At 54.0% G+C, this 11,285-nt stretch carries 15 protein-coding genes; 14 read left to right on the top strand and 1 reads right to left on the bottom strand.

The annotated features are described in order from the left end of the window. Positions 1-150 precede the first annotated feature (150 nt). From DPF_RS11335 to DPF_RS11320, 5 genes are all read left to right on the top strand, one after another. Complete coding sequence (locus DPF_RS11335; RefSeq protein ID WP_069859748.1) at positions 151-1,128, top strand: TP0624 family protein; 978 nt, start codon at positions 151-153, stop codon at positions 1,126-1,128. Between the two features lie 129 nt (positions 1,129-1,257). After that, entirely contained in the window at positions 1,258-1,416 is a 159-nt protein-coding gene (locus tag DPF_RS14135) for a hypothetical protein (protein WP_176724251.1), read from the top strand. Between the two features lie 178 nt (positions 1,417-1,594). Next, a complete protein-coding gene (locus DPF_RS11330) occupies positions 1,595-2,530 on the top strand; it encodes a hypothetical protein (protein ID WP_141721118.1) in 936 nt (311 codons plus the stop codon). An 87-nt stretch (positions 2,531-2,617) separates the two neighbouring features. Then, positions 2,618-2,833, top strand: coding sequence for a hypothetical protein (locus tag DPF_RS11325; protein ID WP_141721117.1), 216 nt, complete (start codon positions 2,618-2,620; stop codon positions 2,831-2,833). A gap of 30 nt (positions 2,834-2,863) precedes the next feature. After that, entirely contained in the window at positions 2,864-3,439 is a 576-nt protein-coding gene (locus DPF_RS11320) for a CDP-alcohol phosphatidyltransferase family protein (RefSeq protein WP_231702175.1), read from the top strand. Positions 3,440-3,648: 209 nt separating this feature from the next. Here the strand turns inward: DPF_RS11320 and DPF_RS11315 are convergent, their stop codons facing one another. Then, positions 3,649-3,849: a twin-arginine translocase TatA/TatE family subunit gene (locus DPF_RS11315; RefSeq protein ID WP_069859826.1), complete on the bottom strand. Its 201-nt coding sequence runs from the start codon at positions 3,847-3,849 to the stop codon at positions 3,649-3,651. A 152-nt stretch (positions 3,850-4,001) separates the two neighbouring features. Here DPF_RS11315 and DPF_RS11310 point away from each other — a divergent pair, with 152 nt between their 5' ends. The 9 genes from DPF_RS11310 to ilvB all read left to right on the top strand — a co-directional run bounded on the left by DPF_RS11310 (position 4,002) and on the right by ilvB (position 11,273). Continuing rightward, on the top strand, positions 4,002-4,406 hold the full coding sequence (locus tag DPF_RS11310) for a hypothetical protein (protein ID WP_069859744.1): 405 nt from the start codon (positions 4,002-4,004) through the stop codon (positions 4,404-4,406). A gap of 9 nt (positions 4,407-4,415) precedes the next feature. After that, entirely contained in the window at positions 4,416-5,240 is an 825-nt protein-coding gene (locus DPF_RS11305) for a hypothetical protein (protein WP_069859743.1), read from the top strand. Between the two features lie 133 nt (positions 5,241-5,373). Then, a complete protein-coding gene (locus DPF_RS11300) occupies positions 5,374-5,943 on the top strand; it encodes a helix-turn-helix domain-containing protein (protein ID WP_069859742.1) in 570 nt (189 codons plus the stop codon). 69 nt (positions 5,944-6,012) lie between these two features. Further along, a complete protein-coding gene (locus DPF_RS11295) occupies positions 6,013-7,665 on the top strand; it encodes an AMP-binding protein (protein ID WP_069859741.1) in 1,653 nt (550 codons plus the stop codon). A gap of 81 nt (positions 7,666-7,746) precedes the next feature. Then, positions 7,747-8,418 (top strand): HAD family hydrolase, encoded by a 672-nt coding sequence (locus tag DPF_RS11290; protein ID WP_069859740.1) that lies wholly within the window; start codon positions 7,747-7,749, stop codon positions 8,416-8,418. Between the two features lie 74 nt (positions 8,419-8,492). After that, positions 8,493-8,798: a YggT family protein gene (locus DPF_RS11285; protein ID WP_069859739.1), complete on the top strand. Its 306-nt coding sequence runs from the start codon at positions 8,493-8,495 to the stop codon at positions 8,796-8,798. A 39-nt stretch (positions 8,799-8,837) separates the two neighbouring features. Next, the gene (locus DPF_RS11280; protein ID WP_069859738.1) at positions 8,838-9,149 is read left to right on the top strand and encodes a DUF167 domain-containing protein; all 312 of its coding nucleotides are present in this window, start codon (positions 8,838-8,840) and stop codon (positions 9,147-9,149) included. A 149-nt stretch (positions 9,150-9,298) separates the two neighbouring features. Next, positions 9,299-9,532 (top strand): DUF465 domain-containing protein, encoded by a 234-nt coding sequence (locus DPF_RS11275; RefSeq protein ID WP_069859737.1) that lies wholly within the window; start codon positions 9,299-9,301, stop codon positions 9,530-9,532. A 49-nt stretch (positions 9,533-9,581) separates the two neighbouring features. Next, complete coding sequence (gene ilvB, locus DPF_RS11270) at positions 9,582-11,273, top strand: biosynthetic-type acetolactate synthase large subunit (protein WP_069859825.1); 1,692 nt, start codon at positions 9,582-9,584, stop codon at positions 11,271-11,273. Positions 11,274-11,285 lie beyond the last annotated feature (12 nt).

Raw genomic sequence — 11,285 nt, 5'->3', positions numbered from 1 at the left:
TTTTGAAAATGGTTGGAAAATTTAATGCTTGAACCCAAAAATAAAACAGCTAAATATTACTTGCGCAAACTTGAGTAGCGGGTTAGCGGAAAATGCCACACTCAACTCTTTTCAAGTGCATTCAAGCCCTTGAATCAATGGGAGGAAGGTATGAAAATGGGTAAGCATGTCATGCTTTTGAGCTTGCTGTTTGTGTGTTCAGCCGTAACAGCCTGGGCATTGGGCACCAGCAATAATGAAGGATATGTTCAGACATTTGAGAATGGAGAGGTCAATTGGCAGTCCGGTCTGGTGACGGCCGTGGGTATCGGGGCTCCGCCGGCCAATGCTGTGAACATGGCTCAGGCCAGGGCCCTTGCCCGGCGGGCAGCCATTGTGGTGGCCAGGAGAAACCTGCTTGAAATCATCAAAAGGGTTCGGATTGATTCCGCGGCAACAGTCGGGGAATACATGGTCACAAACGATGCCATCAGGACCTCGGTCAGCGGATATCTCCATAACTCCCAAATTTACGATGTGGCCTACATGTCCGACGGGTCTGTAGAAGCAACCGTTGGTGTGAGCCTGCGTGGCGGTCTGGCCCAGATCGTCATCCCCAAGACCATGCCTTTTAAGGTGGTGGAACCCGCATTGCCCACGGATGCACAAGAGTCAGTTGCCGCCCCCATGACGCAGCCGACCGAATCGACTTCTGCTGCGTCGGCTTCATCTGAACCGGCAGATGTTACTGAACCCGTTTCAGATGAGCATGCTCCAGCTCAACCGGCACCAGCCGTTGAATCCGGGATGGTGGTTACCGGGTTGGTGGTTGATGCCTCTGGAAGCGGGGCCCACCCGGCCATGAGTCCCAAAATTATCGACGAACAGGGCAATGAAGTCTATGGTTCTGCTCTGGTAAGCCGGGAATACGCCATTCAGCAGGGTATGGCCGGATACGCCAGGGATGTCGAACAGGCCAAGGTTCGCCCCCGGGTCACGGATCAACCGTTGGTAGTTAGGGCCTTGTCAGCCATGGGCAAGGGGATGAGTGATCTGGTCATTTCCAACGCCGATGCCAACAAACTGCGGGCATTGACCGAGAACCAGGATTTTTTCGAAAAGTGTCGGGTGATGATCGTTCTCGATTGAGACGGATCGTGATGTCATGGGGCAAAAAAGAGGTTCATGATACTGCAAGCTTGATGAGAAAGGAAAGGGTGTGGATGCTGGCGGCGGGTTTGATGGCCATCGTTCTAAGGCGCGTAACGCAGTGGGATCATGGATACCCCGGAGCATCATTGCAACCTGGGCCTTGCGTTTCTGGACCAGGACAATCCGAGAGAGGCGGCCAGGGAATCCGATTTGGCCCTTGGCCTGGATAGCGGGTATGGTCCGGCGTGGCCAGCAAGGGATTGGTCATGGTCGTCCAGGGGATGACCATGACCTGAAGATGGTTCAAAAAGGGGGGCGCAAGGCAGATGAAGCCAGGGAAAATGAGCAGGCCCTTACTGCCGAGATCCGGGCGTACTCGGCCATGATTCGGTTCTGGTGGCCATCTGGCAATGTCACGGCCCTAGGGGCACGAGGAATCAATGATCATGAGGAGAAGGGGAATATGAAGTTTGCATGTGTTAGCCGGCCCTTGGGCCTGGCTGTTGCGTTGCTGTTTGTTGCCCTTGTTGTGCCGGGGAGGGCTGCCCAGCAAGTGGAAGTGAGCTGGCCCCTGGAACCGGGGCAGCAGGAGATGGACGTTCGCCAGCAGGTTCTGGACGCCGGGTTTATGAAAGGCGTCATCCAGCAGGCCGACGAACTGCTTGCCCAGCCCATGAATGAGGAACGGGCCGCTCTTTTCGGGACGTACATGAAGGATAAGGTTGCTGAACTGGTTCAGGGATATTCTGTTGTCAGGAGCACGGTGCATGAAAATCCTCCTTCCCTGGACATGGTTCTTTCCGTCACCCTGAATATTCCCGAAATCAAAAAGGATCTCCGACGATTGGGCATCCTGTATACCTGTACCCAGCCGGTTGCCTCGACCATGACCCTGTCGGGAGTGGACGCCGGAGACTGGCAGCGTCTCGAGGAATTGAAGACCCTGACCGGGGTGAATGCAGTGGTGTCCGGGTTGCAGGCAAGGGCTGATGTTGCGGATGTCCGGATCACCAAAGCCGATACCACCGCGTGGCAGGGCGAGCTGACCGCGTTCAACAGGACCTTTTCCTCCAGTGGCAAGAGCCTGGATGAGGTCTGGATCGCCCTTTGGCAAAACTATTTCAGCCTTGACAATGTGGTTGCCAGAACCTTTGCCACGGTTCGATTCAAGATTGATGGATGGTACGTTCCGGAAGGAATATCCTATTTCGATATCAGACTGTCCACCTGGAAGAAACTTGTGGAGCAGGCCCATCTTGTGCGTCTTGATCTGGAAACCGAAAGCCTGGGCGGGGTGTGGGAGGTTCGCACCCGTGACACCCAGGCCATGCGGGCACGACTGGAACAATTTGTGGCCGACAAAGGACTCAGATTGGTATCCTTTGATGGTGGGGTATAAGGGGACTGACGTAGCTGCGTTGTTGTCTATGAAGGCGCCATCAAGGTTGGGTATGCCCCTGTTTCGCCGCCAGCAGGATCAGCTTTGGTGACCAAACCCCACCGGGTGCAGGGACCTTCACGGGTTGCAGGGCCCCGGCGGGTTTCCCTCAGGGAGTGGATGGTTGTTGTGGCCAAGGGATACCGTTTTGCCATTTCCGCCACCGGAGCCTTGGGGGACCCGGAACCTTTTGCCATGGATATGGAGCGTCGGAATCCCTGGGTTGCCAGGAGTCTTGAGCGCGACAAAAGACTGTCTTTCTAGCAACACATGAGCCGGTGGTTACGTGCCAACATGCTGAAATCGATGTTTCATCACCCCAATTGGACGATTCCCAACATTCTGACCCTGGTCAGGATACTGCTCACGCCGGCCATTGTCATGGCCTTTGTGAACAACCATCTCGAGCTGGTCTGGATCATTTTTGCCATTGCAGGTTTTACGGATGCGCTGGATGGCTTTCTGGCCAGGGCCCTTGACCAGCGTTCGCTTCTGGGCGCGGTGCTTGATCCCCTGGCCGACAAGATTCTGCTTGATACCACCTATATCTGCATCGGTCTTCAGGGGTGGGTGCCTCCCTGGCTGGTGGTCCTTGTGGTCAGTCGCGATTTCATCATTGTGGGAGGATTGAGCCTGCTCGGCTTTCTGGGCGTGGATGTGACCACCAAGATCGACCCGTCTCTGGTCAGCAAATGCAACACGGCCGCCCAGGTGGCACTGGTCATTCTCATTCTTGTTGCCAGAACCTTTGGCTGGGACTGTTCAACATCCGAGTCCCTGCTTGTGCTCCTTGTCACCCTGCTCACCGTTGTTTCCGGTGTTCACTATCTTCTCAAAGGCATTGTCTTTTTTTCCGAAGGAGAGGACTGACGGGCCGGGGACGGGAGTTTGGGCGGGCCTGGATGATGAAAGGGGGCAGGATCAAGGGAAAAGCAGCCGGTTACCAGAGCCTCCCAACCTTTGAACGGATTTATTTGGCTTTGGCGGTGACAAGATCATACAAAAGGGAATCCTGATGCATCTCAGGATTCCCTTTTGTATGACGAAAAATCGTGTAAAAATGACAGGCTGATTGGTGACTAGGATTTGGTCGATGTATCGTCGTCTTTTTTGTCCTTGTCAGGGGTGACGTCGATTTCTTCGGGTTCGCTGGTGGCTTTCTTGAAATTTTTGATGGCCCGACCCATGCCCGAACCAATTTCAGGCAGCTTGTTCGCACCGAAAATGACCAAAACGATGACAAGTATGATAATGAGCTCTGGTATCCCTATTCCAAACATGGTCTCCTCCTCGTGAAAAGAGAAAATCTGATACCTTGGAGTCGGTTGCAGGTCAAGGTGGATGGGCGAGTTGAAAACACTTTTCTCCTGGCGCGGCTCGTGGTAGGTGAACCCCTCAAATTGTGAGATTTCATCAGGATCAGGGAGACGCTTTGCCGTCACGTGAACATCTTGTCAGATTGCCGGGCACCAGGTGCCGCTTTTACGCCCGTGGCCATTGCATGTACGAGGAGATGCTCAATCCCGGGTACCATGGATCATTTGCATGCACGGTCCTTGAGCGGCTCGAGTCGCATTTCGAGGGGTTTGTGAATCGGGTGGAGCGGTTCCAGATCGAGGATCTTACCGCCTCCATGATCTGGTCCAGATACGGGCGCAAGATGGCCCTTGCGGAAGTCTGTACACGTTTTGTCCCCGATCCCGGGGACACCCATGGCGCATGTCTGTTTCGGTATGACAAGGCCTGTATCCTGCGGTGTCCGGTTTGTCCCGGACGGTGTTCCAGGTACAAACTCGTGTCCAACGACCTCGAAAGAGGGGAACCTTTTCGTCAGTAAGGATCGCATATGTCCAAAGACAGGTTGATGATTCATTTTCCGCTCATGCATCCGCAGCTTTTGCCGGACAGCCTTCCCGACGCCATTCGGCTGATGGACCCGGGATGCGTGGAACAGGGTGAGGGTGAAACGGCCCGGTATTTTCGTTCCGGCGATCTGGTGTATGAAGATCGTCTTGCCCGGCAGTTTCTGCAGGACAGCCTTGAGTTTGGCGAGCAGTTTAAGCAGGCCTCGGATGCGGCCTATTTCCGGGCCGGAAGCATGGAGAATTTTTTTTCGGGAAGCATGCAGGAGATCAAGTCCGAGCTTCTTTCTCCCCCCAAGGATGGCGCTGAAGAGCTCAAGAAAAAGATGACAGATGCCCAGCTGCTTCTCTTGCTGGGCTTTCATCTCGAAGAGCAGATGCTGGAACTTGGAGCCCTGCAGCACAAGATCAATACCTCGGTGCGTGATTTTGAAGAAAATCTCGGCATGAGCGAGGATGATCAATGTGGTTTTGGCGCGAATTTTTCCAGTCATGGGCCGGGAACCCTTGCACACATGTCCATGGACTGGCGGCGTCTTGTGATCCCCTTTCTCTGGTTCGTGCCCGGTCAGGCCGGACTTGTGGTCAGTGATCTCCTCATTCTGACATCCCTGGAGGATAAGGGGCTGAAAAGAACACCTGTTTCCAGGGAGGACCTTGTTGAGGTTTTTCCGGATTGGAACCCGCATGTTCCCGTGACCTGTTCCATGGACAACATCTCGGGAGGAGAGTTGGCCGATCTGACCGGAGTAAAGGTTCCCGGGGAGCTCGCCAACAAGGAGATCATGCTGGTGGGGTGTTTGGTCTGAGGAAAATGCTCCACGACCCGCACCTCTCCCGGAAGCGGGACAGCGCACTTTCATATACCATGGCCTCATCCGATTGATCATCCTGTCGGATGAGGCTTCTATCACATATCAAGATATCAAGGAGGAATGTTTCATGGCCAAGGAAAAACTCGGTGAACGCATCAAGAACTTTCGGGAAATGAATGAACTTACCCGCGAGGAACTCGCTCAGCGCAGCGGTCTGAGCCTGGACTTCATCACTGGCCTTGAAACAGAAAGCGAATATCCGTCCCTAGGTCCCCTCCTCAAAGTGGCCAGGGCCCTGGGAGTACGTCTTGGAACCTTCCTTGATGACGAAGTCAGCAAGGATCCGCTGATTGTGCGTCTGGACGAGCGCAGGGAAGAACTGAGCATGCAGAGCCGCACGGACAAGTCCGTGGCCCTTCGTTTTTATGGCCTGGGCAAGGGCAAGATCGATCGCCACATGGAGCCTTTTTTCATCGAGATCCTTCCGGAATCGCGCAAGGACAAGACCTTGTCCTCCCACGAAGGCGAGGAGTTCATTGTTGTGGTTTCCGGTGAAGTGGAGCTCATCTACGGGCAGGAAACCACTGTGCTCAAGGCCGGTGACAGCATGTACTACAATTCCATTGTGCCCCATCATGTGGGGTGTGCCGGGGATGAACCTGCCGAGATCTATGCGGTTTTGTATTTTCCCGAATAGAGCCTGGATAGCGATCCGCGGATGACCCATGCGGTCTGATTTTCAACACGAAACATATTGAGGTATGTCATGACTCAACCTGCCTTGCGAGAACGTACCCTCGGGCAGATGCTCGACGAGGCCATCGAGAAATATCCTGACAATGATGCGGTTGTGTATGCGGACAGGGATTTTCGTTTGACCTACAAGGAATTCGGTGAAGTGGTTGACCAGACCGCCAAGGGACTCATGGCCCTTGGCGTGGAAAAGGGTCACAAAGTGGCTGTCTGGGCGAGCAATGTTCCTTTCTGGGTAACCCTGCAGTTTGCCACAGCCAAGATCGGGGCGGTGCTCCTCACGGTGAACACGGCGTACAAGACCAAGGAAGTCGAATATCTTCTTTCCCACTCCGAGTGCGAACACATTTTCATCATGGATGGTTTCCGGGACACGGATTACATCCAGACCATGTACGAGCTCGTTCCCGAACTCAAGACCCAGGCACGCGGGTACCTGAAAACCGATCGTTTCCCCCATCTGCAGAAGGTGTTTTTCCTTGGTCAGGAAAAGCACAGGGGCATGTACTCCATGCCCGAACTTCTGGCCATCGGCCAGATGGTGCCTGAACGGGAATATCTGGCCCGGCAGGATACCCTTGACTCGCATGACGTGGTCAACATGCAGTACACGTCGGGCACCACGGGATTTCCCAAGGGGGTCATGCTCACTCACTACAATATCGGCAACAATGGTTTCTGGATAGGTGAAAATCAGAAATTCACCAGCAAGGACCGAGTCTGCATTCCCGTGCCCCTGTTCCACTGTTTCGGATGCGTTCTCGGGGTGCTTGCCTGTGTCAGCCACGGCGCGTCCATGATCATCCTCGAGGGCTTCAATCCCGTACTCATCATGACCTCGGTGGAAACCGAGCGATGCACGGCCTTGTACGGGGTGCCGACCATGTTCATTGCCGTGCTCGAACACAGGCTTTTTGACAAGTTTGATTTCAGTACGCTGCGAACAGGCATTATGGCCGGTTCTCCCTGTCCCGTCAGGGTCATGCGTCAGGTCATCGACAAGATGAACATGGACGAAATCACCATTTGCTACGGATTGACCGAGGCCTCTCCGGTGATGACCCAGACCCGGGTGCATGATGATATCAGAAAGCGGGTCGAGACCGTGGGCCGGGCCATGCCCGAGATTGAGGTGGCCATCATGGATCCGGACACCGGACTTGAGGTCCCCAGGGGGACTGTTGGCGAAGTCTGCTGTCGCGGATACAATGTCATGAAGGGGTACTACAATATGCCCGAGGCCACGGCCAAGGCCATTGACAAGGACGGCTGGCTGCATTCCGGGGATCTGGGGGTCATGGATGAAGATGGGTATGTGACCATTACCGGCAGGATCAAGGACATGATCATTCGTGGCGGGGAAAACATCTATCCGCGCGAAGTGGAGGAGTTTCTCTATACCATGGAAGGGATATCCGATGTTCAGGTGGTGGGTGTGCCCAGCCGCAAATACGGTGAAGAGGTGGGTGCGTTCGTCATCCTCAAGGAGGGGTACGAGTATGCCCCCGAGGATGTGCGCGATTATTGCCGTGGCAAGATCGCCCGCTACAAGACTCCCAAGTACATTCATTTCATGGACAGCTATCCCATGACCGCCAGCGGCAAGATCCAGAAATACAAACTGCGGGAAATGGCAGGCAAACTGTTCCCCCAGGCCATGAAATAGGCCTGGCTCTCCGGGACCGAATGCGGATCTGATGCAGATTCTTTCGTTCCCCAACCCCAACGCGAGAACAGCCCATCCACCATGACATGTGTACGATCATCTTCCACGCACCGGGCAACTTCCCCTGTTGCCCGCGTGCGTGGAATCATTTTTGACTGTGACGGGGTTCTGTTTGACTCCAAAGAGGTCAATCGCCGATATTACAATGCATTGCGTTGTGCTCTCGGGTTGCCGGAACTTTCTCTGGCCGAACTCGAGTATGCCCACATGCAAACCGTATCCAGGGCCCTGGAGCGGATCATTCCCCGGGATCGGATGCAGGAGGTGCACGAGGTCCGCAAGGAATTGTCCTACAAGGATTACATCCCCTATCTCAAGCCCGCGGAAGGGCTCTATGCCCTGCTCGATACCCTGCGGAGCCGGGGGGTGCGCATGGCGGTCAACACCAACCGACTCGACACCATGGAGGTGATCCTTGAACGGTTTGATCTGTCCATGTATTTTTTCCCGGTCATAACTTCGGCCAGGGTTGTTTTTCCCAAGCCTCATCCCGAAGGCATTCACGCCATTTTGAGGGCCTGGAAGCTCGGCAGGGAGGAGGTCCGCTATATTGGTGATTCCAAAGTGGATGAAATCACCGCGATCAGGGCCGGGGTTCGGTTTTGGGCCTATGGGAACGAAAAGCTCATGGCCCATCGTCACATTGCGGATTTCTGGACTCTGAAAAACGAACTTGTTCGGGAAATGGCCTGATGTCAGCTGTCTCCCGGCTATTGTTTCTTGATTTTTAACCGGCTCTATGTTTTTGATTGGGTAGAGGAGGATCCATGTTCATTTTTGAAAATTTGCTTCACGCCGTTGCGATGCTTATTGATACTGTTCTTTCCCTGTATTTTTGGGTGGTTATCATTTCTGCGCTTCTTTCATGGGTCAACCCCGATCCATACAACCCCTTGGTTCGCATTCTGCGCAATCTGACCGAACCCGTGTTTTACAGAATCCGCAAATGGCTTCCTTTCACCTATATGAGCGGCATTGATTTCTCACCGGTCGTTCTTCTTCTTGCCATCCAGTTCCTCAAGATCTTTCTTGTGCGAACACTCTATCAGCTCGCAGGCATGTTTCCGGGGTAATTGCACCCTTCTTCACGTTTAATTCCATTTTTCACAATAATGCCAACAAACTATCCCGTGTATATCAAGAAGGTCGGTCCCCATGCATGGAAGCTCTGTGTCTGGGTTCAGCCCCGAGCCAAAAAAAGCGGGATTCAGGGGATGTATGGCGACCGGCTCAAGATCAAGGTTGCTGCTCCTCCGGTGGATCACAAGGCCAATCAGGAACTTGTGGGAACCATTGCCTCTGTTCTGGGCATAAAAAATCGGGATGTTCGTGTGCTCAGCGGGGAAACAGGGCGCAAAAAAGACCTGATCATTGAAACGGAAAAAGAGCCCTGCTGGGACAGACTTGGCGATTTTTCCGCATGATGCCGAAGCAGTGGAAACAGGCTTGCAGGTCAGCAGCAAGCCTTCCTGTATCAGCTTCGTGTATGGGAGTGACAGTGCGAGCAATGCTGCAATCAGCCAACACGTCAACGTGTTTGACGCTTTAACATACAGCAAACAGGAGAAGGCCTATGGAACAACGTGATCTTGAATTGATCGCTCAGTACAGTGAGACGGACGAGGAGCTCAAGGCGTTGTGGAAAGAACATCTAGCCTTTGAGAATTATGTGGAAAAAATGGCTTCAAAACCGTTCTTGACCCCAGAGGAAGATCTTGAGCTCAAGAACATCAAGAAGCAGAAACTGGCGGGCAAGACCAAGATGCTCGCCCTGTTGGAGAAGCATAGAGAACAGGAAAACAAGTGAAGATGTTTTCAATGACCTTCCCTCGCAGTGGAAGGAGGAGTAATTGATCATGGAGTTGACCGGAGCCCAGGTTCTGCTGGAAAGTTTGCGTCGGGAAGGAGTCGAGGTGGTGTTCGGCTATCCTGGCGGTGCGACCATTGATATCTATCATGAATTGCCCAAGTATCCTTTCAGGCATGTACTTACCCGGCATGAACAGGGTGCTGTTCATGCTGCTGACGGGTATGCCAGAGCGTCGGGCAAGGTAGGCGTATGCCTGGTAACGTCGGGGCCTGGAGCCACCAATACGGTAACCGGGATTGCCACGGCGTACATGGACTCCATTCCCCTGGTGGTTTTTACCGGCCAGGTGCCTACAAGCCTTATCGGGAATGACGCCTTTCAGGAAGCGGATATCGTTGGGATCACCCGTCCCTGCGTCAAGCACAACTACCTGGTCAAAGATATCAAGGATCTCGCCGAAACCATCAAGCAGGCCTTTTATCTTGCCAGTACCGGCAGACCTGGCCCGGTCCTCGTGGATCTTCCCAAGGATGTTCTCCAGGCTACAGTGGAGTACGCATATCCTGGAGAAATCCACATGCGCAGCTACAATCCCCATTACGAGCCCAATTCCAGACAGATCCAGCGGGTGGTCGACCTGATGCGGTTTTCCCGCAAACCCCTGCTTTTTGTGGGTGGCGGGGTGATCGGGTCCAACGCTTCCGAGGATATCCTCTGGATGGCCAAAAAGCTGAACATTCCGGTCATTGGCTCCCTCATGGGACTTGGGGCCTTTCCCGGCAATGAACCCCTGTGGTTCGGCATGGTCGGCATGCATGGGACCTATGCGGCCAACATGGCCGTGAACAATGCCGATCTGCTTCTTGCCGTGGGGGTCCGGTTTGATGACCGGGTCACGGGCAAACTGAGTTCCTTTGCGGAAAAGGGCAAGATTGTGCATATCGACATTGATCCCACCTCCATCCGCAAGAACGTTTCCGTGGATGTGCCCATGGTCTGCGACTGCCGCAGGGCCCTCAAGGCCTTGCGCAACGAGCTGGGCAAGGACACTTCCATCAACTGGGAAGAAAAACACGAAGAATGGGTCACCAAGATACGGACATGGGAGAAGAGTCAGCCCATGACGTATGATACAAACGGTTCTTCCTTTATCAAACCCCAGATGGTCATTGAAACCATTTACGAGCTCACCAAGGGGCGGGCCATCATTGCCACGGAAGTGGGGCAGAACCAGATGTGGGCCGCCCAGTTCTACAAATATCACAAGCCTAGAACCCTGCTCACCTCGGGGGGGCTGGGCACCATGGGATACGGATTTCCCGCGGCCATAGGCGCCCAGCTGGCCTTTCCCGGTTCCCTGGTCATTGACGTGGCCGGCGACGGATCCATCCAGATGAACATTCAGGAGTTGGCCACGGCTGTCAGCTATGAATTGCCCGTGAAGATCGTCATCCTCAACAACGGACACCTGGGCATGGTCAGACAGTGGCAGGAACTTTTCTACAACCGGAATTATTGTTCAACCTGTCTGCACAAGAATCCGGATTTTGTGGCCCTGGCCAAGGCATATGGGGCGCAAGGGTACAGGATCGAGAAACGTGATGACGTAGCTCCTGTATTAAAGGAGGCATTTGCCACCAAGGAGCCGACCATTGTGGATGTATTGGTCGAGCCGGAAGAAAACGTCTACCCCATGGTACCTGCGGGAGCGTCTTTGACCGACATGCTGCTCGTCTAGCCCAAGGCCCTG

This window comes from Desulfoplanes formicivorans (genome assembly GCF_001748225.1).
Lineage (GTDB): Bacteria > Desulfobacterota > Desulfovibrionia > Desulfovibrionales > Desulfomicrobiaceae > Desulfoplanes > Desulfoplanes formicivorans.
This window is presented reverse-complemented; position numbering and strand designations above follow the sequence as displayed.

Bases quoted from the DNA above. Each gene is read 5' to 3' on its own strand.
- DPF_RS11335 (WP_069859748.1), top strand. From the start codon at position 151: ATGAAAATGGGTAAGCATGTCATGCTTTTGAGCTTGCTGTTTGTGTGT.
- DPF_RS14135 (WP_176724251.1), top strand. From the start codon at position 1,258: ATGGATACCCCGGAGCATCATTGCAACCTGGGCCTTGCGTTTCTGGAC.
- DPF_RS11330 (WP_141721118.1), top strand. From the start codon at position 1,595: ATGAAGTTTGCATGTGTTAGCCGGCCCTTGGGCCTGGCTGTTGCGTTG.
- DPF_RS11320 (WP_231702175.1), top strand. From the start codon at position 2,864: ATGCTGAAATCGATGTTTCATCACCCCAATTGGACGATTCCCAACATT.
- DPF_RS11315 (WP_069859826.1), bottom strand. From the start codon at position 3,849: ATGTTTGGAATAGGGATACCAGAGCTCATTATCATACTTGTCATCGTT.
- DPF_RS11305 (WP_069859743.1), top strand. From the start codon at position 4,416: ATGTCCAAAGACAGGTTGATGATTCATTTTCCGCTCATGCATCCGCAG.
- DPF_RS11300 (WP_069859742.1), top strand. From the start codon at position 5,374: ATGGCCAAGGAAAAACTCGGTGAACGCATCAAGAACTTTCGGGAAATG.
- DPF_RS11295 (WP_069859741.1), top strand. From the start codon at position 6,013: ATGACTCAACCTGCCTTGCGAGAACGTACCCTCGGGCAGATGCTCGAC.
- DPF_RS11290 (WP_069859740.1), top strand. From the start codon at position 7,747: ATGACATGTGTACGATCATCTTCCACGCACCGGGCAACTTCCCCTGTT.
- DPF_RS11285 (WP_069859739.1), top strand. From the start codon at position 8,493: ATGTTCATTTTTGAAAATTTGCTTCACGCCGTTGCGATGCTTATTGAT.
- DPF_RS11280 (WP_069859738.1), top strand. From the start codon at position 8,838: ATGCCAACAAACTATCCCGTGTATATCAAGAAGGTCGGTCCCCATGCA.
- DPF_RS11275 (WP_069859737.1), top strand. From the start codon at position 9,299: ATGGAACAACGTGATCTTGAATTGATCGCTCAGTACAGTGAGACGGAC.
- ilvB (WP_069859825.1), top strand. From the start codon at position 9,582: ATGGAGTTGACCGGAGCCCAGGTTCTGCTGGAAAGTTTGCGTCGGGAA.